This is a genomic window from Nocardia sp. FBN12, from assembly GCF_054031145.1.
In genome coordinates, this window is sequence record NZ_CM132926.1 from 648304 (window position 1) to 669055 (window position 20752).

The following is a 20752-nucleotide window of genomic DNA, read 5'->3' on the forward strand; positions in this document are numbered from 1 at the left end:
GATGACTTTTGTCATGGCGCAACCGTGCGAATCCCATCGGCGATCGGTGACTGCGCTTACTACTGGTGACGCCCCGCGTCGACCACCGTAGAAGGCATGAGAAACACAGACGTGATCACCGCACGCGGGCTGCGGCGAACATACGGTCGCGGCGAGGACGCGTTCGAAGCCGTCAAAGGCGTGGACCTCGAGGTGCACGAGGGCGAGGTGTTCGCCCTGCTCGGAACCAACGGTGCGGGCAAGACCTCGACGCTCGACATGCTGGAAGGGCTGGTCGCCCCGTCGGCAGGCGAGATCGAAGTCTTCGGTCTCGACCCGCTGCGGGACCGCGACCAGGTCCGCCCGCGGGTCGGCATCATGTTGCAGTCCGGCGGGCTGCCCGCCGAGCTGACCGTCGCCGAGACGCTGGAGATGTGGCGCGGAACCTGCACCGATCCGACCACCGCGGCCGCCGTCTTGGCGCAGGTCGGCCTGACCGATCGCGCGGGCGTCCGGGTCGGTTCGCTCTCGGGTGGCGAAAAGCGCCGCGTCGACATGGCGTGTGCCCTGCTCGGACAGCCCCGATTGCTGTTCCTGGACGAGCCGACCACCGGCCTCGACCCGGAAAGCCGGCGCGGGACATGGCAATTGCTCGCCGACCTCAAAGCATCCGGGGTGACGATGGTCCTCACCACGCACTACCTGGACGAGGCCGAAGCGCTCGCCGACCAGATCGCGATCATGCACAAGGGCGCGATCGCCCGCAGAGGCACCCTGCGCGACATCGTCGACGATCATCCGGCCCGCATCGCCTTCGACCATCCCGGCCTGCCCGTGCCGCAGTTGCGTGGTGCCAGGGTCGAGGCACACGCGCGAGTCACCGTCAGCACCAACGACTTACCGGGCCACCTGTTCGAACTGCTCGGCTGGGCCCGCGAAGCTGGGGTGCAGCTGACCGGGCTCGAGGCGCGCGCCGCCTCGCTGGAATCGGTCTTCCTCGACATCGCCGAAGCGACCACTCCCACCTTGATCGGAGCACGATGACCACCACCCTGCCCGCCGGCGGATCTCGCCGTCGACCGCTCACCGCGCTCGCCAAGGCGGAATGGTTGCAGTTCCGGCGCAACAAGACTCTCGTCTACATGGCAACGGTGTTCCCGATCGGGCTTCCGTTGGCCACCTTCTTCATTGCCGGCAAGGACACCGAGCCGACAACCGCGATGGCGGCGGTGACCTTCGAATTGCTCGCGGTCCTCGCCCTGCTGTTCGTGCAGTACTACTCGGTGCTGTCGATGGTGACGACGCGCCGCAGCGAGGGCGTGCTGAAACGGCTGCGCATCGGTGAGGCCGCCGACTGGCAGATCCAGCTCGCTCCGGCCATACCCGGCGCCGTCATGACCGTCGCGTGCACCGCCGTCGTGGCCGTGGTGGTCTACGGCAGCGGCGCACCCGCGCCGGTCAACCCACTGGCGATCGTGCTCGCCCTGGTCGGCGGGACAGTCCTGTTCACCCTGCTCGCCCTGGCGACCAGCGCCTACACCAAGAACGCCGAGGCCGCGCAGATCACCTCGCTGCCGGTGATGGTCATCGCGATGCTCGGCATGGCCTCCATCCGCGGCTTCCTGCCCGATCGACTGGCGCAGGTCGCGGAGTGGACCCCCTTCGCCGCGGTCTCCGACCTCATCTCGCTCGGCACGATGGGCAAGCTGTCGGCGACCGCCGAATCCGACGCCGCGCTCAGCTTCGCCGACACCGTCACCCAAGCAGGCCGACCGTTTGCGACACTGGCGCTATGGACCGTGCTGGCGCTCGTGCTGACCCGCAAGAGCTTCCGCTGGGACGACCGCGGGTGATGCGCGCGACCGCCTGGTGGCACGAGTTGTCGGGGGCCGCCAAGTTCCGGCTCTACACCCGGCTCTCGTTCCAGGCGGTGATCGCCGTGCTGGTCGTCGTGCTGGCGATCAGCGCCGAGTCGGTGGTCTCGGTGCTCGGGATCGTTGCCGGTGGTATCGCGGCCGCGGTCGCACTGGAGGCGCAACCCGATTTCGCCACCGTCCCCGGTGTGGTGACGCGGCCACGGATGTTGCCGGCCGCCCTCGCGGTGCTGGTCGCGCTGTGGGCGATCAGTGGGGTCGTCGCCCGGTTGGCGAGCGGCGAACCGACTGTCCTCAGCGCGCGCACGGTGGGTGTGTCCACGGTGGTCATGGCGATCTTCTCCGTCATCCCGTTCACTCGCCACAAGTGGTGGATTCTGATCGGCCTGAGCGTGGCCACCCCGCTGGTGGTCTTCGGCAGGCCGCTCGGCATGGGTCTGCAGGGGGCGGCGGTACTTCTTCTCATCGGGATATTCGCGATCGTGTTGACGCGGCTCACGGTGTGGGGGCTGGGAATCATCGATGAGCTGGAGCGAACCAAAGGTGTCGAGGCGCAACTGCAGGTCGCCGAGGAACGACTGCGTTTCTCGCGCGACCTCCACGACGTCGTCGGACGCGGGTTCTCGGCTATCGCGGTGAAAAGTGAACTGGCGGTGGCACTGTCGCGCGCGGGCGATGCCGATCGCGCGGTGGCGGAGATGGAGGCGGTCAGAACGCTCGCGGTCGAATCGATGGGACAGATGCGGACCCTGGTGCGCGGTTACCGCAATATCGACCTGCGCGGGGAAGTGGCCGGGGCGCGGTCGCTGCTGTCGGCGGCGGGATGCGTACTGGTGGTCGAGGGAGACGCGGCCAAGGTGCCAGCGCCATTCCATGAAGTCGCGGCCTGGGTGGTCCGGGAAGGTACGACCAATATCGTCGAACACTCGGCAGCGACGACGGCGACCCTCGCACTCGGCGGGTCGGGTATGTCGCTGCGCAACGACCGTCCGCAGGGCGCGATCGGTGAACGATCGGGGCTGCGCGGCCTCGGTGAACGACTCGCCGCCGTCGGCGCGACCCTCGACATCGTCACCTCCGGCGACGAGTTCACCCTCGAAATCCATTGGGAGAATCAGTGATTCCGGTATTCCTCGCCGATGACGAAACCCTCATCCGCGCCGCCATGGCGACGATGCTCGGCCTGGAGCCCGATCTCGAGGTCGTCGCCCACGTCGGCTCCGGTGCGGAACTCGTCGCCGCGTGGCGCCGTCGGGCCGCGGACGGTGAGCCGGCCGCGGTCGCCGTCATCGATCTGCAGATGCCGGGCATCGACGGCATCGACACCGCTGTCGAGCTGCTCCGAATCACGCCCGGCGCAGGCACTTTGATCGTCACCAGCCATGGCAGACCCGGCTATCTCAAGCGCGCTCTCGCCGCGGGTGTGCGCGGTTTCCTGCCCAAGACGACCTCGGCGGCGACGCTGGCCGAGGTGATCCGGTCGGTGCACAACGGTGGTCGCTACGTCGATCCCGAACTCGCGGCCGAAGCCATCAGCGCGGGGGACACCGTGCTCACCGCCCGGGAGGCCGACGTCCTCGAATTCGCCGCCGACGGCGCCTCCGTGGAGGACATCGCCAAACGCGCCCACCTCTCCCCGGGCACCACCCGCAACTACCTGTCCTCGGCGATGACCAAGCTCGGCGTGTCCAACCGCTACGAAGCCGCACTCAAAGCCCGTGAGAAGGGGTGGATCTAGCCCGATTTCGCCTAGGGTGTGGGGCATTACGGTGCGATGAGAGGGATATCGATGGCTGCTGCGCTGGTCAAAGGGCAGAACGCGGGCTTGGTTTCGGACGAGGTGGTGCTGTCGGTACGGGGCGGGGTCGCGGCCGATCTCTCGGCGCTGTTGGTGACCGAAACGGGCAAGGTTCGCTCGGACGCGGACTTCGTCTTCTTCAATCAGCCGCAGGCGCCGGGTGTTCGGTTGACCGGTGCGGGCCTCGAGGTTTCGCTGGGCGCCGTGCCGGGCGAGATCGCGCAGATTCGCGCGGTGATCACCGTTGCGGCGCAGGGGCAGACGTTCGGCACCGCCGCGGCTCCGCTGGCTTCGGTCGCCGACCGCGCGGGAAATGTGTTGCACGAGTACGCGATCGACGGGCTCGACAGCGAGTCGGTCGTGATCGCGCTCGAGCTCTATCGCCGGGGCGAAGCGTGGAAGGTCCGTGCGGTCGGGCAGGGATACGCGGGCGGGTTCGCCGACTTGGTCACCGACCACGGGGTGAGCGTCGACGACGAGCCGGAAGTGGTCGCCGAAGTTCGGACGGTTCCGGGCGAGGCGGCGCTGTCGTTCGAGAAGCGGCAGCAACTGGACATGCGCAAACGCGAAGTCGCGAAGGTGCTGATCGACAAGAATGCCTTCGGTGCCAGAGCGCGGGTGGTGCTGGTGATCGACAAGACCGGCAGCATGGAGAAGATGTATCGCGCAGGCACCGTGCACCGGGTGGTCGAACGGATGATCCCGGTCGCCACCCAGCTCGATGACGACGGGACGCTCGAGGCCTACCTCTACGCACTCACCTACGCGAAACTGCCCGACATCACGGTCGCGGGCGGAGAACAGTGGGCGCGGACCTACCTCCACCTCAAGGGCACCCACCAGGGCATCGATTACAACGCCATCGGCGGCCGCAACGACGAACTGCCGATCATGCGCGCGATCATCGACACCCTGACCGAACCCACCCTGGTGCTGTTCTTCACCGACGGCGGCTTCGCGAAAAAGCGCGAGATCGCCACCCTGATGCGCGAGGCCGCCCACCTCCCCGCCTTCTGGCAGTTCATCGGCCTCGGCACAGCGAACTTCGGCGTCCTGCGCACCCTCGACGAGCTCGACGACCGCGTCATCGACAACGCGGGCTTCTTCGCCCTCGACGACATCGACCAGGTCGACGACGCCGAACTCTATCGCCGCCTGCTCGGCGAATTCCCGGACTGGTTGCGCGCCGCCCGCGCCGCGGGGATCGTCAACTCCTGAGCCATGGACCGGGCGGTCCGAAATCGGGTTGTCACTGACCAGGGGGATCGTTAGCGTGTCTACCGTTTGCTGTTCGGCAAACTGAAAGGACGAGCTCATGGAACCCATTACCGAACGCGACATCAGGTCGTCGTTCGTCAACTGTTCGAAAGGTGACGCGAAGCGGTTGAATGTGCCGCGTGACCTGGGGGAGCGGCCCTGGGAGGATCTCGACTTCCTCGGCTGGACCGACCCGTCGTACGCGGGGCGCTGCTACATCTCGGTGCCGCGGGCGGACGGGCTGGTCAGTGTCGCGTTGCGGCACGAGACCGGCGGGTCGGGTAAGACGCAGATGTGCACGATCTGTCTCACCACGCATTCCGGTGGCGGCGTTTCGCTGATGACCGCGAGCAAGACGGGCGAGTCGGGGCGCAAGGGCAACACGGTCGGCAGTTACATGTGCACCGATCTGGCCTGTTCGCTGTATGCGCGCAACAAGAAGCGGCCGTCGATGGGCAGCCGGTATCGCGAGGATCTGACACCGGAGGAGAAGGCGCAGCGGGTGGTGGAAAACCTGAACGCCTTCGTGGACCGGCTCTACACCTAGCCGGCCCGCCCCGCTGATCGATGAGGAGGTAGATGCTGTGCGCCGACACTCACCAACCCATTAGGCCCGAGTTCTGTTGAACCTCAACAGAACTCGGGTCGATGCTTTCCTGGCTGGTCGAGTCTGCCCGGGTTGATGATCCCGGACCGTCCCGAGTGGAGCAGGAAACCTCAGAGCATCGCGTTCATGATCGTGCCCGCGCTGGTGGCGACGACGCCGCCGATCATCGCGCCGGCGACCATCTTCGGCGATTGCATGGCGCCGCCGGTCCATTTCTCCCAGGCGAACTTTCCGCCCGCGACAGTGATGGCGACGATGCCGGACAACAGGATGAACCAGGTCAGGTAGCTGACCATCTGCATGATCTTGTCCGCGAGCGGTGGTGCTTCGGGGGTCGGATTGCCGATCTGCGCCAAGGTATCGGTGACGGCGGCCAGAAACATGGGGTCTCACTCGGTAGCTCGGAGGAACGGAACGACGATCAACTCTGCACTGATGGTATCCGGTCATCTGCCACCATGTCGGTGGCCATCTGGACCGAACCGATCGGTTTTGTTGGTGTGCAGGGGGTTCGCGCCCGTATCCTGGACCACGATCGAATACGGCAGGGCTGGAACGCAGTTCGCGTCACGCGATAGGGGAGCAGGCTATGAGCATCATTCTGACGTCGATGGCCGACACCATCACCACGTATGCGCAGATCGGCAACCCTACGCCGGAAGCGCCTCCGCTGTCGGACAAGATCATGAAAATGGTCCAGTACTTGACCTGGTTCATGATCCTGTCGGGTGTGCTCGCGATCACGGTCGCCGGTGGAAAGTTCGCCTGGGAGAAGTGGAACGGCAGCGCGATGGAGTCGCCGAAGATGATCGCGGGTGCGATGATCGGCGGGGTGGTCGCCACCAGTGGCGGCACCATCATGAACGCGATTCTCGGTTAGATCCGCGCGCCCTTGGCGCGATTGCAGGCCCGGCACAGGATCTGCAGGTTCGTCGCGCTCGTCGCACCACCGCGGCTGAGCGGGATGATGTGGTCGAATTCCAGGTAGTGGCCGTCGCCGCATTCGACGCACGCGCCACCGTCGCGTTGCCACACCTGGGCTTTCACGTCCTGGGGGATGCTTCGGCTGTCGAGCTGTCCCGGTGTCAGGACCAGGCGTTTCGACACGCGCAGCGCACCTTCCAGCGCCGCCGCCACATAGTCGGGGTCGGCGACGCCGAAGGTCGCGCCGCCGCGTGCGGAGGTCGCGGCGAGCACGACGGTGCCGTGCTCGGGATGAACCGACACCACCCGGTTCCACGGCAGTTCGATGCCGGTGCCGTCGCCGACGAAGCGCAGTTTCTTGGAGCTGCCGATCAGGCGGCCCTCGGTGTTGCGTGGGCCGCGGGCGAGCATCCGGATGTGGACGGCGGGCAGGTCGAGGTGGACGCGCTCGTCGGGGTCGAGGTGCAGGCCCGGGGTGTTGATGGTGGGCAGCTCGCCGGCGCGCAAGCGGGACAGGGTGCGGCCGCGGTGCATTCGGCGGCGCAGATCGTCGACGACGCCACCGGACAGCGCCAGTTCGCTGACGACATGTTCGAAGGCTTCCAGCTCCTCGGCGAACACCTCACCGTCGGCGAAGGCGAAGGCGACCATTCGCTCGACCTGGGTCAGGCCGGCCTCGCGCAGCAGTGTCCGGCCGCGTTCCTCCTCGATGCGCTGGAAGCGCAGCGCGGCCCACACCTCGATCCATTCCCGCGACATCGTGCCAGGGCCCGCGAGGGCGCGCCTGGCTCTGTTGCGCCAGTGGGTGAGGAATTCCTCGACTTCGTCGGCACAGTTCTTGCACGGGCCGTGTCCACCGAACAGCTTGCGCCGCAAGGGGTTACCGCAGCGAGTGCAGCGGGTTCGGTGATCGTGGAGGTGGGGGTGGACGCTGGCGGTCCACTCGTCGCCGTCCCACCAGCGCAGCTGATCGGGGTTCTCCGGGTCGGGGTGCCAGTCGGCGAGCTCCGGGTCCTGCGGTGGTGGCGGTGGGACGTCGATGACGCGGCGGGACAGGGCCGGTGGGCGCGTCGAGGTCGGTCCGGTGTGGTGTCGCGCCGGCGGCTCAGGGGTCGCGGTCCAGCTCCGTCGGTCGCGGTGGGCATCGGCTGGATCGCTGCCCGTCGGGTCGGTGGTGGTCGCCGCGTCGTGTCGGGAGGGCACGCTCGCGTATCGATCGCCGGGATGTGCGTCGTCGGCCTGGAACGCTCGCGCGGGCACTGTCGACCTGTGGCCGGCGCCGGGGTGCCCGGCGGGCTCGTCCACCGTGACTCCGAATTCACCGGCCAGACCGGCCAACCCGCCGGACCAGCCCTGGCCGATCGCGCGGAAACGCCACTGGCCGTCGCGGCGGTAGAACTCGCCGAACATCATCGCCTTGACGTCCTCGATGCCGTCGATGGTGAACTGGGCGATCGGGCCGTCGGCGGCGTGGACGGTCAGGGTGAGGTCGGGGAGTTGGTCGAAGGTGGCGTCGTCGAGGGACGCGCTGACGACGATGCGGGCCACGTCGGGTTCGGTGCGGGGCAGCGAAATGCTCAGTCGCGCGGTGCCGGGGGCGGGTTCCTGGTCGAGGGTGACCGCCTGGGAGGCGTGGCGCGGGGCGTTGAAGAAAACGAAATCGCGGTCGCCGCGGACTAGGCCTGATTCGGTGACCAGCAGGGCATGCGCGTCTACCGTATGCGCGGATCGCCATGAAACGACCACGGCGAGAAGCGATGTCGGGACCGGCGCGTGTGCACCCTTGCGTAGTTCCATGGTGTTCGCATGATGTCATGGGGGTCTGACAGGGTTTGAGTGCTGGGTGGGGGTGTGTGGGGTTGGTGGGCGTTGGTGGCCAGGGATGACCGGGGTTTGAGTAGTCCCAGATGGTTTGACGCTGTGTTTATTGGAGCGCTGGCGCGCTCGAGTCGCGGCCCTGAGGGGCCGCCGGTTAGGCACCGGGGCTTGCTCCTTCGTCGCCTACGCCCCGGCGCCTAACCGGCGACCCGGCCGCGACCGGCCACTGTGTGGCCGTCCCTCCCTAAGGGTCGGGAGTGCGGTGGCTGGGTTGGGTGGGTTGTGGAAGGCGGGGACGGGCTGGGGTGCACGGCGTGGTTTGGGTTGGGTGGGTTGTGGAAGGCGGGGACGGGCTGGGGTGCACGGTGTGTTTGGGTTGGGTGGGGCGTGGAAGGCGGGGACTGGCTGTGTGCGCGGTGTGCGGGAGTGTGGTGGTTGGTTGGGTGGGTTGTGGAGGACGGGGACGGGACGTGTGGGTGGTGCTGTTTTTGGGCGGGTGGTGGGGCTTCAGTGGGACACGGAGCTGGGCTGGGGGTGTGGTCCCTGCGGCGGCGGCGTCCTTGCGGCACAGTGGGGTTATGACGAACCCGAGGAAGCGGGGGCGCGCGGAGGAGTCTGCTCCGGCGGCGCAGGCGCGGAAGGTGCCGGGGGCTGACTTGTTGTCGGCCGCTCAGGCGGCGGTGGGGGCTGCGCAGGCTGCGGCGGGGCAGGCTATCGATGCTGCTCAGCAGACTGCGGGGTACGCCTTCGATACGGCAGTGCGGTTGCCGCCTGCTTCGGCGCAGTTGGCCGCGCAGTTGCCGGATCTGGTGGAGAACTTGTCGATCGCGGTCGATCGGCTCAACAGCACTATCGATCGGCTGGATCGGACGTTGGCGCTGGCTGATCCGGTGTTCGCAACCTACGATCGGTTGCTGCCGCGGCTCGAGGCCCTGATTTCCCTGGGTGAGGACGTGTTGGGCGCGGTGGCGAAACTACCCGGCGTCGGGTTGCTCGGGCGGATCGCCGGGCGTGGGGGCGAAGAACCCGCGCCGGAGCCGGAACCGGACAAGCGCGGCCGCCGCCGACGCTGAGTGCGCGAACGCCGTGCCGAACCGGTGTGTGGCCGTACCGGTATTGATGCGTGTCGAACTCACGGATCGGGAGTCAACGCCCGGAACGTCGCCGCGGCCTTGAGCACCATCTCCGCGTACTCGTCCTCGGGATCGGAATCGAGGACGATCGCGCCGCCCGCGCCGATCCGCCACTCGTCGTCGTAGCGGACCGCCGTGCGGATCACGATATTGAGGTCGGCGGTGCCACTCAGGCCGAGAAAGCCGATGGTGCCCGAGTAGATGCCGCGCGCTTGGGTTTCCAGTTCGTCGAGGATCTCCATGGTCCGCAGCTTCGGCGCCCCGGTCATCGAACCGCCGGGGAAGCAGGCGCGCAGACAGTCGATCACGCCGGCGTCGCGCAGTAGGGTCCCGCGCACGGTGGACACCAACTGGTGCAGGGTGGAATAGGTTTCGGTGTCCATCAGCTTCGGCACGTGGACCGAGCCGACCTCGCAGACGCGGCCGAGGTCGTTGCGCAGCAGGTCGACGATCATCAAGTTCTCGGCGCGGGTCTTCGGGTCGTCGGCAAGTGCGCGACGCAGGATCTCGTCCTCGTCTGCGGTCGCTCCGCGCGGGGCGGTGCCTTTGATCGGCTTGCTCTCGACCACCCGGTCCCGATCGACCTTGAGAAACCGCTCCGGCGAGGAACAAGCCACATCGAGGCCGTCGAAGCGCAGGTAGGCGGCATACGGTGCCGGGTTGCAGCGGCGCAGCCGACGGTAGAAGGCGAGCCCGTCGTCGGGCGCGGCAGCGACGGCGACCGCATCGGTCAGACAGATCTCGTAGGACTCGCCCGCGTGCAGCCGGTCCTGACATACCGCGATATCGGCCAGATAGCGGTCGCGCCCACGCACCAGGTGTGCCTGCACGGCGTCGGGATCGGCGGGCACGGGCAGGTCGGCGGGATTGACCCAGGTCGGCAGATCGTCGAGGGCGTCCGCGGTCTCGCGCAGCCACTGCTCGGCGTCGAGTTCGCCCTCGGTGAGGGCGAGCAGGTAGGTGCGCCCTGCTTCATGGTCGACCACGATCAGCCGGTCGGCGAAAATCCACTGGGCATCGGGTGTGGGGGAGCGGTGGGCATCGCGCGCACCACAGTCGGCCTTCACCTCGTAGCCGAGATAGCCGACATAACCTCCCGCGAAATCGAAAGGCAGCGGCGGGATTTCGCAGTGCCTGGCCCGGAGTTCGCGGTCGAGGTAGTCCAGGACGGTACCCGCGACCGCGCGGGTGCCCTCGGCGTCCGTCACGGTGACAGAGCCGTCGCCCACCCGGTAGCCGACGATTTCGGCATGTGGCCCGCTCGCGTCGCCGAGGAAGGAGAAGCGATCGAGACCGGGTTCGACGTGTTCGCTGTCGAGCCAGAACGCGGTCGGCGCCGAGGCGTAGAGGCGCAAGAAGATGGCTTCGGTGTCGATCGCCCGTTCGATCACCTTGTCTCGCAAGCGAAATGAGCGTTCATGCGACGCAGGCGCGACGACCGCTGGTCCGCGGACGAGCACCGGTGCGGAAACCCGCACGCGCGCCTTGGTGAGATCGGCGAAGTTACGCAGCAGCGCCGCACCGAATTCACTCGACACCGACTCGGGATGGAACTGCACACCCCATTGCGGCCGTTCGCGATGCCGCACCCCCATCACCACCCCGTCGCTCGTCGACGCGGTCACCTCGAGCGACGCGGGCAGCGGCTCGCGCGCCGCGAGCGAGTGATACCGCACGACGGTGAAACCCTGCGGCAGACCCGTGAACAGATCCCGATCGTCATGGGTCACCTGATCGAGAAAACCGTGCCTGGCCTGCGGTGCGCGCTCCACGGTCCCGCCCGCGCCGAGCACGATCCCCTGATGGCCGAGGCACACGCCGAGCAGCGGCAGGTCGGCCTGCGCGATCAGGGCCGTCGAGATTCCCATGTCGCGGGCGCGGTCCGGGCGGCCGGGGCCGGGCGAGATCACCACATTGTCGAAGTGCGCGAGATCCACCGGCCCCTCGTCGTTGCGCACGACGGTCGGCTCGCTCCCGTTGACCTCGCTGATCAGCTGATAGAGGTTGTAGGTGAACGAGTCGTAGTTGTCGATCAAGAGCGTGCGCATCGTGGCAGAGACATTACGCCGGGCGCCCGCGCGCGCATTCCCGCGCAGTCCCCGTCGATCTCCGGGCACAATGTGCGGCATGGCTGTTTCTCAACCTGTCGATGTTGACCCGGCGATCGCCGATTTCGCGGCAATCGGGCGGTGGATGGACGAACAGGGCTTGCCCGGGGCGGAATTCGACGCGGTCACCGCGCTCGGTGGTGGCACGCAGAACGTGATGCTGCGCTTCACCCGGGGCGGGCGCGAGTATGTGCTGCGGCGCGGCCCCAAGCATCTGCGCGCCAAGAGCAACGAGGTGATCGGCCGGGAATCGCGACTGCTCGGCGCGATCGCCGACACCGAGGTGCGCTCGCCCCGGGTGATCGCCGCCTGCGACGACGAGTCGGTGATCGGCGCGGTGTTCTATCTGATGGAGCCCATCCGCGGCTTCAACCCGCAGACCGAACTGCCCGAACTGCACGCCGGTGATCCCGAGATCCGGCGCCAGATGGGTCTGTCCGCGGTCGAGGCCATCGCCCGGCTCGGTTCCCTCGACTACCAGGCGCTCGGCCTCGACGACTACGGCCGTCCGGCGGGTTTCCTCGAACGGCAGGTGCCGCGCTGGCTGCGCGAGCTCGACTCCTACAACGGCAACGAGGGCTACCCCGGCCCGCAGATCCCCGGCGTCGAGCGGATCGGTGACTGGCTCGAACGGCACCGGCCTGCGGACTGGATGCCCGGCATCATGCACGGCGACTGTCACCTGGCGAACATGATGTTCGACTACGACGGTCCCGAGGTGGCGGCGATGGTCGACTGGGAGATGTCGACGATCGGCGATCCGCTGCTCGACCTGGGCTGGCAGCTGGCGACCCGACCCGAACCCGGCACCGTCGGCGCGGGCCTGATGGGCACGCTCGGCACCGTCGGCGGTCTGCCGACCGAGGCGGAGATGATCGAGCACTACGGCAAGTTCTCCGACCGCGACCTCAGCGCGGTCACCTGGTACACCGTGCTCGCCTGCTTCAAGCTGGGCATCGTGCTCGAGGGCACCTACGCGCGGGCGTTCGCGGGCAAGGCACCGAAACCGGTTGGCGACTTCCTGCACGCGGTGACGCTGGAACTGTTCGAGCAAGCGAACCAGCTCGCCGAATGATGCCCGGATCTCGCCGAAATTTGGCGTGATATTGATGGAGCGCAATAAGCGGACAACCTAGGCTGATTCCCATGATCGTCCCCGACACCAAGAACTGGACCTGGGTCCTCGAACGTCCCTGTTCCGAGTGTGGATTCGACGCTGAGACCACCGCGTACTCGGCCGTCCCCGAGCGCGTCCTCGACAGCGCCACCCGGATCGGCTCGGCGCTCGAACGCGACGACGCGCGAGTGCGTCCGGACGAGCTGACCTGGTCGGTGCTCGAGTACGGCGCGCACGTGCGCGATGTGTGCCGGATCTTCGACACCAGGCTCGCCCTGATGCTGGCCGGTGACGGCGTCGAGGCGCCGAGGTTCGAGAACTGGGACCAGGACGCGACCGCGGTTGCCGACCGCTACGGCGAACAGGATCTCGCTGTCGTCGCTTCGGAACTGACCGTCGCCGCTGATCGGGTGGCCGCCGCGTTCGCCTCGGTGCCCTCGGATCGGCTCGACCTGCGGGGTGCGCGCAGCGACGGCTCGCTGTTCACCGTCACCTCGCTGGGTCGGTACTTCCTGCACGACCTCGTGCACCACGTCCACGACGTGCGCGGATAGAAATTTCTCGAGAAATTTCTAGAACGTGTTTCAGAAATCGGTGATTTGTCGTTAGGGTGAGTGCAGTCACAACGAGGCACGAGCTTGGCGAGAGGTCTACCGGCATGAAGACGAAGGGCGCGATCCTGTGGGGCACCGATCAGGAATGGTCGGTCGAGGAGATCGAGGTCGGCGACCCCGTCGCCGGTGAAGTACAGATCCGGATGGAAACGGCGGGCATGTGCCACTCCGACCATCACATCGTCACCGGCGCGACGCCGATGCCGGGCTATCCCGTGATGGGCGGACACGAGGGGGCGGGTGTCATCACCAAGCTCGGCCCGAACTGTCCGGCCGACCTGGCGGTGGGCGACCACGTCATCCTGTCGTTCATCCCCGCGTGTGGCCGCTGCCCCTCGTGCGTCGCCGGCAATATGGCGCTGTGCGATCTGGGTGCCGGACTGCTGATGGGACAGGCGATTTCGGATGGCACCTACCGCATCCAGGCGCGCGGCGAGAACGTCATCCCGATGTGTCTGCTCGGCACGTTCTCCCCGTACATGACGGTGCACCACACCTCGGTGGTGAAGATCGACCCCACCATCCCGTTCGAGGTGGCGTGCCTCGTGGGCTGTGGTGTGCCGACCGGGTTCGGTTCCTCGACTCACGTGGCGCAGGTGCAGCCGGGCGAGACCGTGGTGATCGCGGGCATCGGTGGCGTCGGCATGAGCGCGCTGCAGGGCGCGGTGCTCTCCGGTGCGTCGAAGGTCATCGCCATCGACCCGAATCCGTGGAAGCTCGAGCAGGCGCAGAAGTTCGGCGCCACCCACACTTACGAGAGCATGGCCGCCGCGATCATGCCGATGATCGAGGCCACCGAGGGGCGGATGGCCGAGAAGGTCATCCTCACCATGGGTGAGATGCACGGCGAGTACGTCGAAGAGGGTCTGATCCTCACGGCCAAGGCGGGCACCCTGGTCGTCACCTCCATGGGCCGCATGGACGAGAGCGACGTGAAGATGAACAGCTTCCTGCTGTCCATGCTGCAGAAGACGGTGAAGGGCTGCATCTTCGGCGGCGGCAATGCCCGTCAGGACGCACCGCGCCTGCTCCAGCTCTACAAGTCGGGTCAGCTCAACCTCGACGACATGGTCACCCGCAGCTACTCGCTGGAGGAGATCAACCAGGGCTACCAGGACATGCTGGACGGCAAGAACATCCGCGGCATCATCCGCTTCACCGAAGCCGACTGGTAGTCAGCTCTTTTTCGGCCCGCTCGGCGAGGCGGACCGCGACCTGGGCGATCAGGTCGTGGGCGAATCGCTTCGCCGAGCGGACTGTCGATCTAGGTCCTGACCAGGACTTCATCGGGGTGACCCGCGGCTTTCAGTCGACCGTCTCGCAGGAGTAGGCAGTGGTCGGCGCCGGCCGCCTCGGCCAGGTCGTGGGTTGCCTGTACCACCGTCACGCCGGTCGCGCTCACCTGCCGCAGCGCGCGGGAGATCTCGGCCTGCGACGCCTCGTCCAAGCCCGCCGCCGGTTCGTCGAGCAGCAGAAGATCGGACTCCTGCGCCAAGGCCTGCGCGAGCAGCGTGCGTTGTCGTTGACCGCCCGACAGGGTGTCGAGCCGCCGAGTTGCCAGATCGGTGAGCTCCATTCTCTCCATGCAGGTCCGCGTGATCTCGCGATCCTCAGCCCGCAGGCGGCGCCAGGGTCCGCGGTGTGCCCAGCGTCCCATCGCGACCGCGTCTCGCACGGTGATCGGCAGAGTCGGCGGAATCGCCGTGTGCTGCACCACGAAAGCGGGCCGCCGGGTGGTGCTCCGGTCCACCCTCCCTGTTTGCGCCGCCACGGTTCCGGCGAGGACGCCGAGCAGGGTCGATTTTCCTGAGCCGTTCGGGCCGACGATCGCGGTGATCCGGCCGCGGGGGATCGTGGCCGTCACTTCGCGGAGCACCGGCCGTCGGGCATAACCCGCGGTCAGGCGCTCGATCCGGATTGCATCTGTGTGCTGCATCTCACCTCAATTGAAACGATAATCATTTTCAGTATATCGTCTCGCGCTATGGAATGGCTGTTCGCCCCGTTCGAGGTGGCTTTCGTACAACGCGCGCTGTGGGGTGGGCTGCTCGTTTCGTGCGTCTGCGCGCTCGCCGGGACCTGGGTGGTGGTGCGCGGCATGGCATTTCTCGGCGACGCGATGGCGCACGGGATGCTGCCCGGTGTCGCGGTGGCGGCGTTGCTCGGCGGGAACCTGATGGTCGGTGCCGCGGTCAGTTGCACCGCCATGGCTGCCGGGGTGTCGCTGCTCTCGCGCAGTAAGCGGTTCGCGGCCGATACCGCGATCGGGTTGCTGTTCGTCGGGATGCTCGCGGCCGGGGTGATCCTGGTGTCGCGGTCGCAATCGTTCGCGGTGGATCTGACCGGGTTCCTGTTCGGTGATGTGCTCGCCGTGCGCACCGTCGACCTGTGGTATCTCGTTGCGGCGCTGGCGCTTTCGCTGATGATCGCCGTGTTCGGCCATCGTGCGTTCCTCGCGCTGACCTTTGATCCGCGCAAAGCGCACACGCTCGGGCTACACCCGAAAGCGGCACAGGTGGCGTTGGTCGGGCTGCTGACCCTGGCGATCGTGGCCTCGTTCCACGTCGTCGGGACGCTGTTGGTGTTCGGGTTGCTCATCGCTCCGCCCGCGGCCGCGGTGTACTGGTCGGATCGGATTCCGGTGGTGATGCTGATCGCCGCGCTGGTCGGCGGGTTCTCTACCGTTGCGGGACTGGTCATTTCGTGGCACGCGGGGACGGCTGCGGGGGCGACCATCGCGGCCGTGGCGGTGGGGTCGTTCTTCGTATCGGCGATTCTCTCGGCGGTGCGGGAGCGCGTCGGGAAGGTCGGGGCCGCGTCGGTGGCCGCGCTGGCCGCACTGCCGTTGGTCGGGTGCGCGACGGCGGAGGAACCCGCGGTGGCCGAAGAGACGCCGCACGGATTCGTGGCCGGTGCGCAGGAGATGAGCGAGGCGCAGACGCGCCTGGTTCTCGCCGATGCGGGCGGGGCGGTGCGGGTGATCGATCTGCTGACCGAGAAGGTCACGTCGATAGACGCTGTGCCATCGGCAACGCCTGGCAGTGCCGGTCAGTCGCCGAGCGGTGGGGACCAGCGGGTGCCGACCGTCGCGGCGGTGGGTGACGGGCGCTTCGCGTATCTGAGCGCGGGCGCGTCGGTGCGGGTCGTGGACAGCGGGGCATGGACGGTCGACCACGGCGACCACCGGCACTACTACCAGGCTCCGATCCGGGAAGTCGGCGCGGTCGTGGCGGGCGACAGTGGCGCGGCCGCCGAGCCGGGCGCCGGCAGCGGCGCGGGAGGTTCCGGGGTTGTCGGCGCGTACAGCGACGCCGCCGTTGCGTCGGTTGTCCTCGACTCGGGCGCGACGATCTTGTTCGACCGTCCGGCGCTGGACGGCGGTGTCGCCCGGACCCAACGCCGGGTCGAGGGCATCGCGGTGCCGTATGCCGAGCGGATCGTGGTCGCCGACAGCTCGGGACGCGTCGAGGTGCGCGGGCGAGACGGCGCGGCGGGTCAAGCGCAGGCCGTCACCTGCCCACAGCCGCGAGGGCAGGCCGTCACCCGACGCGGAGTCGTCTTCGGTTGTGCTGACGGCGCACTCGTGGTAGCACAGCGGGACGGCGAGTTCGTCGCCGAGAAGATTCCCTACCCGGCGCCGACCACGGACCGGGCGAGCACGTTCACCCACCGCCCCGGCAGCACCACGCTGACCGCGCTCGCCGGTCGCGATGGCGTGTGGACGCTCGACATCAGGAAGAAGACCTGGACGCGGACCGTGATCTCCGAGGCGGTCGCGGTGAACACCGCAGGTGAAGGATCGCCGCTGCTGGTGCTCACCCGGGACGGCGTCCTGCGCAGTATCGACCCCGTAACCGGCGCGGAGACAGCACATCTCGCTGTTTCGGATGGGCCCGTCGAAGGGCAGCCGGTGATCCGTGTCGACCCGGATCGCGCCTATGTCAACGACATTCGTGGGCGCAGGATCCACGAGATCGCTTACAACGACAACCTCCGCGTCGCGCGCACGTTCTCGCTGGATATCGCGCCGTCGCTGATGGTGGAGACAGGCCTGTGAACCACGCGTTTCCAGAGAATCAGTGCCCAACGTTCGATGCGGGTCACTCGGGACGGCGGCGCCTGGCGTCGACGCGCCTGGTGGTCGGGTTGATCGCCGCAGCCGCATTGCTCGTGCCCTTGGTGACCGCGTGCACCAGTGGCGCCGAACGGTCCGGGATCGTGGTGACCACGAATATTCTCGGCGATCTGACCCGGGCCGTGGTCGGTGACACGGTGCCGGTGACGGTGTTGATGCAGGCGGGTGCCGATCCGCATTCGTTCGCGATCTCCGCCCGTCAGGCCGCCGATATCGAACGGTCGGCGCTGGTGGTGCACAACGGACTCGGGCTCGAGGAGGGCGTAGCCCGGCATGTGCAGGCGGCGGTCGCGGCGGGCGTGCCGACGCTGGCCGTCGCTGAGCGGGCCGATCCGATCCAGTACACCTCCGACGAGTCCGCGGGACAGCCCGATCCACACTTCTGGACCGATCCGCGACGGGTGCGCATGGCTGTCGAGGCGATCAGCGCCGAAGTGCTCGACCAGGTCGACGGCGTCGATGCCGGTGCGGTGCGGGCGAATACGCAGCGCTATCTCGGCGAACTCGACGAATTGGACCGCTGGATGACCGATCGATTCGCCACCATCCCGGTCGAGCGCAGGCAGCTGGTCACCGATCATCACGTGTTCGGTTATCTCGCACAGCGATTCGGGTTCCAGGTGATCGGCGCGGTGATACCGAGCGGCACCACCCTCGCCTCGCCGAGCGCGTCCGACCTCGACGACCTCGCCACCGCGATCAGGACCGCCGGTGCGCGCGCGATCTTCGCCGATTCCGCGCAACCCGACCGGCTTTCGCGCGTGCTCGCCGAACACACCGGCTTGCAGGTGCAGGTGATCGCCCTGCATACCGAATCACTGACCGAACCGGGTGGGGGCGCGGCGACCTATCTGGAGATGGCGCGCGCCAACACCGAGGCCATCGCCCGTGGCTTATCCGGGCCCACCACGTAATTCACGCACAAGAGATGGAGCACTACATGAACACCACACGGACCACCACGATGGTGGCCATGTCCGGGGCCGTCGCCTCGGTTCTGGCGCTGAGCGGTTGTGGCACAGACGATTCCGCCCACGATCATGAGCACACCCCTGGCGCCGAACCGATCGCCCTCACCTACGACGGCGGCATCTACGTCCTCGACGGTGCCTCGCTCGCCCAGGAAGGTGAGGTGAAGCTCGAAGGGTACAACCGGCTCAACCCGGCCGGCGACGACGACCATCTGATGGTGTCGACCAAGGACGGATTCCGTGTCTTCGATGCCTACGCCGCCGAGTTCACTGGAACCGATTACGCCGCAGCCAAACCCGGCCACGTGGTGCGGCACGCGGGCAAGACCGTGCTCTTCGCCGACGGCACCGGCGAGGTCACCGTCATCGACACCGACAAGATCGACAGCGGAAAGTCCTCGGAGGTCTACAAGGCCGCCGCCGCGCACCACGGCGTCGCGCTCGAACTGAGCAACGGGAACCTGCTGGTCACCCTCGGTACCGAGGACTCGCGGGTCGGCCTCATGGCCCTCGACAAGGACCGCAAGGAGATCACCCGCAACGAGGACTGCCCCGGGGTGCACGGCGAAGCCGCCGCGCAGGGCGAAGCTGTGGTGGTCGGCTGCCAGACCGGTGCCGTCATCTACCGCGACGGCAAGATCACCAAGGTGACCAGCCCGACCGCCTACGGCCGGATCGGCAACATGTCCGGCAGCGAGGTCTCCCCGATCGTGCTCGGCGACTACAAGCAGGACAAGGACGCCGAACTCGAACGCCCACAGCAGATCTCGCTGGTGAATACCGCCGACGGCACACTGCGCCTCGTCGACATCGGCACCAGCTACACCTTCCGCTCGCTGGGCCGCGGCCCGCAGGGTGAGGCCCTGGTGCTCGGCACCGACGGCAAGATCCACGTGATCGACCCCGTCGCGGGCAAGGAAGTTCGCACCATCCCGGTGATCGGCACCTGGTCCGAGCCCCTGGACTGGCAGCAAGCCCGCCCTGCGCTGTTCGTGCGCGACGGTATCGCCTACGTGAGCGACCCGGCGACCAAGCAGGTGCACCGCGTCGACCTCGCCGACGGAAAGGTCACCGCCACGGCCACGCTCGCCGCATCGCCGAACGAGATCACCGGCGTCACCGCGCACTGAGGCTGTGCGTGTCCGGCTCGGTGAGCTGGATGCCATCGCGGTGTCGACCGGGACCGGCCCGATCGGGAGATCGGGCCGGTCGATGTGCTATCGGTCGGCGCACCGCACGACGACCTCGCGCAGATTGCGACTGCGGACATCATCGAGAATCGCCATGCCGAGGCGGTTCATGCTGTAGCCGAAACCCAATCCCGTTGTCGGATCGGCGAATCCGAACGAGCCGCCCAAACCGGTTGTGCCATAGGCGCGCTTGTCGGAGCCGAAGCGGAAAGAGCCGCGCGACTTGCGGAAACCGAGGTGATAGCGGCTCTTGGTGTGCAGCACCAGGTCGTCGGCGGGCACATCGTCGGCGGTGTCGGCCGCCGCGAGCAGGTCGAGAACATCGTCGCTGATCGACAGCGCACCGGTGCGGCCCGCCGCGGCCCCGTAGACCTTCGCCAGCGCGCGGGCATTGCCGACACCGTTCATGCCGGGCCATTCGATTTCGAGGAACTCCCGCCGGGCGGCACGAGCGGGGGCGCCGGGACGCGGATTCGTCAGTGCCGCATAGGAATACCCGCGCTTGGCATAGAGTTCGCCGCCGAGTCGCAGCGGCAGATCGCGGCGCTCGTAGCGCATGATGTCGAGTCCCTTGGTCGCCGAGAGCTGGGCAATCCGCTCCATCGGCTCGTCGGCGGGCAGCCCGATGAACAGGTCGGCGCCGACCGGGCCCGCGACCTCTTCGGCGAAGAAGCGCCCGAGACTACGGCCGGCCGGATCGACTCGTCGCAGTAGTTCGCTCTGATACAGGCCAAGCGTCAGCGCGTGGTAGCCGTGCCGGGTACCCGGCACCCACGCCGGTTTCTGCGCGGCGAGCAGCTCGCCGAGGGCATCGCGGTCGGTGAGCTCACGCAGTTTCACGATCCGGTCCAGCCCCGACAGCCCGGCCTGATGGTCGATCAGCTGACGCACGGTGATCCGTTCCTTGCCGTGCGCGCCGAACTCCGGCCAGTACTTCGCCACCGGCGCCTCGTAGTCGAGCAGCCCGCGCGAGACCGCCGTCGCGAGGGTGAACGCCGACATCCCCTTCGACGAGGAGAACACTGGCACGATCGTGTCGCGCTCCCACGCCACCTCGCGCTTGCGATCGCGATGGCCTGCCCACAGGTCGACCAGTGGCTGGTCACCGGCGTACACGGCGACGGCGGCGCCGATCTCGCCGTGGTCGATGAAGTTGCGGCGGAAAGCGTCGGCGACGGGGCCGAAACCGGCCGCCACGTCGCCGTGGATCGATGGTGCGGGACTCAT

The 20752-nt window shown here is 67.7% G+C and carries 20 protein-coding genes; 14 read left to right on the plus strand and 6 right to left on the minus strand.

Annotated elements, in window-relative coordinates:
* Window positions 1-96 precede the first annotated feature (96 nt).
* From ACWZHB_RS03380 to ACWZHB_RS03405, 6 genes are all read left to right on the plus strand, one after another.
* Window positions 97-1023: an ABC transporter ATP-binding protein gene (locus ACWZHB_RS03380; RefSeq protein ID WP_427906473.1), complete on the plus strand. Its 927-nt coding sequence runs from the start codon at window positions 97-99 to the stop codon at window positions 1021-1023.
* Window positions 1020-1832 (plus strand): ABC transporter permease, encoded by an 813-nt coding sequence (locus ACWZHB_RS03385; RefSeq protein WP_427906474.1) that lies wholly within the window; start codon window positions 1020-1022, stop codon window positions 1830-1832. The genes ACWZHB_RS03380 and ACWZHB_RS03385 overlap by 4 nt, the downstream gene beginning before the upstream one ends.
* Complete coding sequence (locus ACWZHB_RS03390; protein WP_427906475.1) at window positions 1832-2974, plus strand: sensor histidine kinase; 1143 nt, start codon at window positions 1832-1834, stop codon at window positions 2972-2974. The genes ACWZHB_RS03385 and ACWZHB_RS03390 overlap by 1 nt, the downstream gene beginning before the upstream one ends.
* Window positions 2971-3591, plus strand: coding sequence for a response regulator (locus ACWZHB_RS03395; RefSeq protein ID WP_427906476.1), 621 nt, complete (start codon window positions 2971-2973; stop codon window positions 3589-3591). Before ACWZHB_RS03390 ends, ACWZHB_RS03395 begins: the two co-directional genes overlap by 4 nt.
* A 51-nt stretch (window positions 3592-3642) precedes the next feature.
* On the plus strand, window positions 3643-4869 hold the full coding sequence (locus ACWZHB_RS03400; RefSeq protein ID WP_427906477.1) for a vWA domain-containing protein: 1227 nt from the start codon (window positions 3643-3645) through the stop codon (window positions 4867-4869).
* Window positions 4870-4966: 97 nt separating this feature from the next.
* Window positions 4967-5455, plus strand: a complete 489-nt coding sequence (locus ACWZHB_RS03405) for an FBP domain-containing protein (protein WP_427906478.1) — start codon at window positions 4967-4969, stop codon at window positions 5453-5455.
* Between the two features lie 170 nt (window positions 5456-5625).
* Here the strand turns inward: ACWZHB_RS03405 and ACWZHB_RS03410 are convergent, their stop codons facing one another.
* Window positions 5626-5898: a hypothetical protein gene (locus tag ACWZHB_RS03410; protein ID WP_378952254.1), complete on the minus strand. Its 273-nt coding sequence runs from the start codon at window positions 5896-5898 to the stop codon at window positions 5626-5628.
* Between the two features lie 206 nt (window positions 5899-6104).
* Here ACWZHB_RS03410 and ACWZHB_RS03415 point away from each other — a divergent pair, with 206 nt between their 5' ends.
* Window positions 6105-6395 carry a hypothetical protein gene (locus ACWZHB_RS03415; protein ID WP_378921229.1) on the plus strand — a complete coding sequence of 97 codons (291 nt, stop codon included), beginning with the start codon at window positions 6105-6107 and terminating at the stop codon, window positions 6393-6395.
* Here ACWZHB_RS03415 and ACWZHB_RS03420 read toward each other — a convergent pair.
* Window positions 6392-8185, minus strand: coding sequence for a TerD family protein (locus tag ACWZHB_RS03420; protein WP_427906479.1), 1794 nt, complete (start codon window positions 8183-8185; stop codon window positions 6392-6394). The two genes, ACWZHB_RS03415 and ACWZHB_RS03420, sit on opposite strands and share 4 nt — an antisense overlap.
* A 650-nt stretch (window positions 8186-8835) precedes the next feature.
* Here ACWZHB_RS03420 and ACWZHB_RS03425 point away from each other — a divergent pair.
* A complete protein-coding gene (locus tag ACWZHB_RS03425) occupies window positions 8836-9330 on the plus strand; it encodes a hypothetical protein (RefSeq protein ID WP_427906480.1) in 495 nt (164 codons plus the stop codon).
* 59 nt (window positions 9331-9389) lie between these two features.
* On the opposite strand, the gene pabB is transcribed toward ACWZHB_RS03425, so the two are convergent.
* Window positions 9390-11438, minus strand: a complete 2049-nt coding sequence (pabB, locus tag ACWZHB_RS03430; RefSeq protein WP_427906481.1) for an aminodeoxychorismate synthase component I — start codon at window positions 11436-11438, stop codon at window positions 9390-9392.
* Window positions 11439-11508: 70 nt separating this feature from the next.
* On the opposite strand from pabB, the gene ACWZHB_RS03435 reads away from it, so the two are divergent.
* The 3 genes from ACWZHB_RS03435 (at window position 11509) to ACWZHB_RS03445 (ending at window position 14404) form a co-directional block, all read left to right on the plus strand.
* Window positions 11509-12573 (plus strand): phosphotransferase family protein, encoded by a 1065-nt coding sequence (locus ACWZHB_RS03435; protein ID WP_427909065.1) that lies wholly within the window; start codon window positions 11509-11511, stop codon window positions 12571-12573.
* 71 nt (window positions 12574-12644) lie between these two features.
* On the plus strand, window positions 12645-13169 hold the full coding sequence (locus ACWZHB_RS03440) for a DinB family protein (RefSeq protein WP_427906482.1): 525 nt from the start codon (window positions 12645-12647) through the stop codon (window positions 13167-13169).
* Window positions 13170-13273: 104 nt separating this feature from the next.
* Window positions 13274-14404: an NDMA-dependent alcohol dehydrogenase gene (locus ACWZHB_RS03445; RefSeq protein ID WP_427906483.1), complete on the plus strand. Its 1131-nt coding sequence runs from the start codon at window positions 13274-13276 to the stop codon at window positions 14402-14404.
* Window positions 14405-14493: 89 nt separating this feature from the next.
* Here the strand turns inward: ACWZHB_RS03445 and aztA are convergent, their stop codons facing one another.
* Window positions 14494-15165, minus strand: a complete 672-nt coding sequence (gene aztA / locus ACWZHB_RS03450) for a zinc ABC transporter ATP-binding protein AztA (protein ID WP_427906484.1) — start codon at window positions 15163-15165, stop codon at window positions 14494-14496.
* A 48-nt stretch (window positions 15166-15213) separates the two neighbouring features.
* On the opposite strand from aztA, the gene aztB reads away from it, so the two are divergent.
* Window positions 15214-17286, plus strand: a complete 2073-nt coding sequence (gene aztB, locus ACWZHB_RS03455; protein ID WP_427906485.1) for a zinc ABC transporter permease AztB — start codon at window positions 15214-15216, stop codon at window positions 17284-17286.
* Window positions 17287-17329: 43 nt separating this feature from the next.
* Here aztB and ACWZHB_RS03460 read toward each other — a convergent pair whose 3' ends face one another.
* Window positions 17330-17458 carry a hypothetical protein gene (locus ACWZHB_RS03460; protein ID WP_427909396.1) on the minus strand — a complete coding sequence of 43 codons (129 nt, stop codon included), beginning with the start codon at window positions 17456-17458 and terminating at the stop codon, window positions 17330-17332.
* Here ACWZHB_RS03460 and aztC point away from each other — a divergent pair.
* Together aztC and aztD are read left to right on the plus strand one after the other, a co-directional pair.
* Window positions 17406-18278, plus strand: a complete 873-nt coding sequence (gene aztC, locus ACWZHB_RS03465) for a zinc ABC transporter substrate-binding protein AztC (protein WP_427909066.1) — start codon at window positions 17406-17408, stop codon at window positions 18276-18278. The two genes, ACWZHB_RS03460 and aztC, sit on opposite strands and share 53 nt — an antisense overlap.
* Window positions 18279-18304: 26 nt before the next feature.
* Window positions 18305-19465, plus strand: coding sequence for a zinc metallochaperone AztD (aztD, locus tag ACWZHB_RS03470; protein WP_427906486.1), 1161 nt, complete (start codon window positions 18305-18307; stop codon window positions 19463-19465).
* Between the two features lie 87 nt (window positions 19466-19552).
* Here the strand turns inward: aztD and ACWZHB_RS03475 are convergent, their stop codons facing one another.
* Window positions 19553-20752 carry a serine hydrolase domain-containing protein gene (locus ACWZHB_RS03475; RefSeq protein WP_427906487.1) on the minus strand — a complete coding sequence of 400 codons (1200 nt, stop codon included), beginning with the start codon at window positions 20750-20752 and terminating at the stop codon, window positions 19553-19555.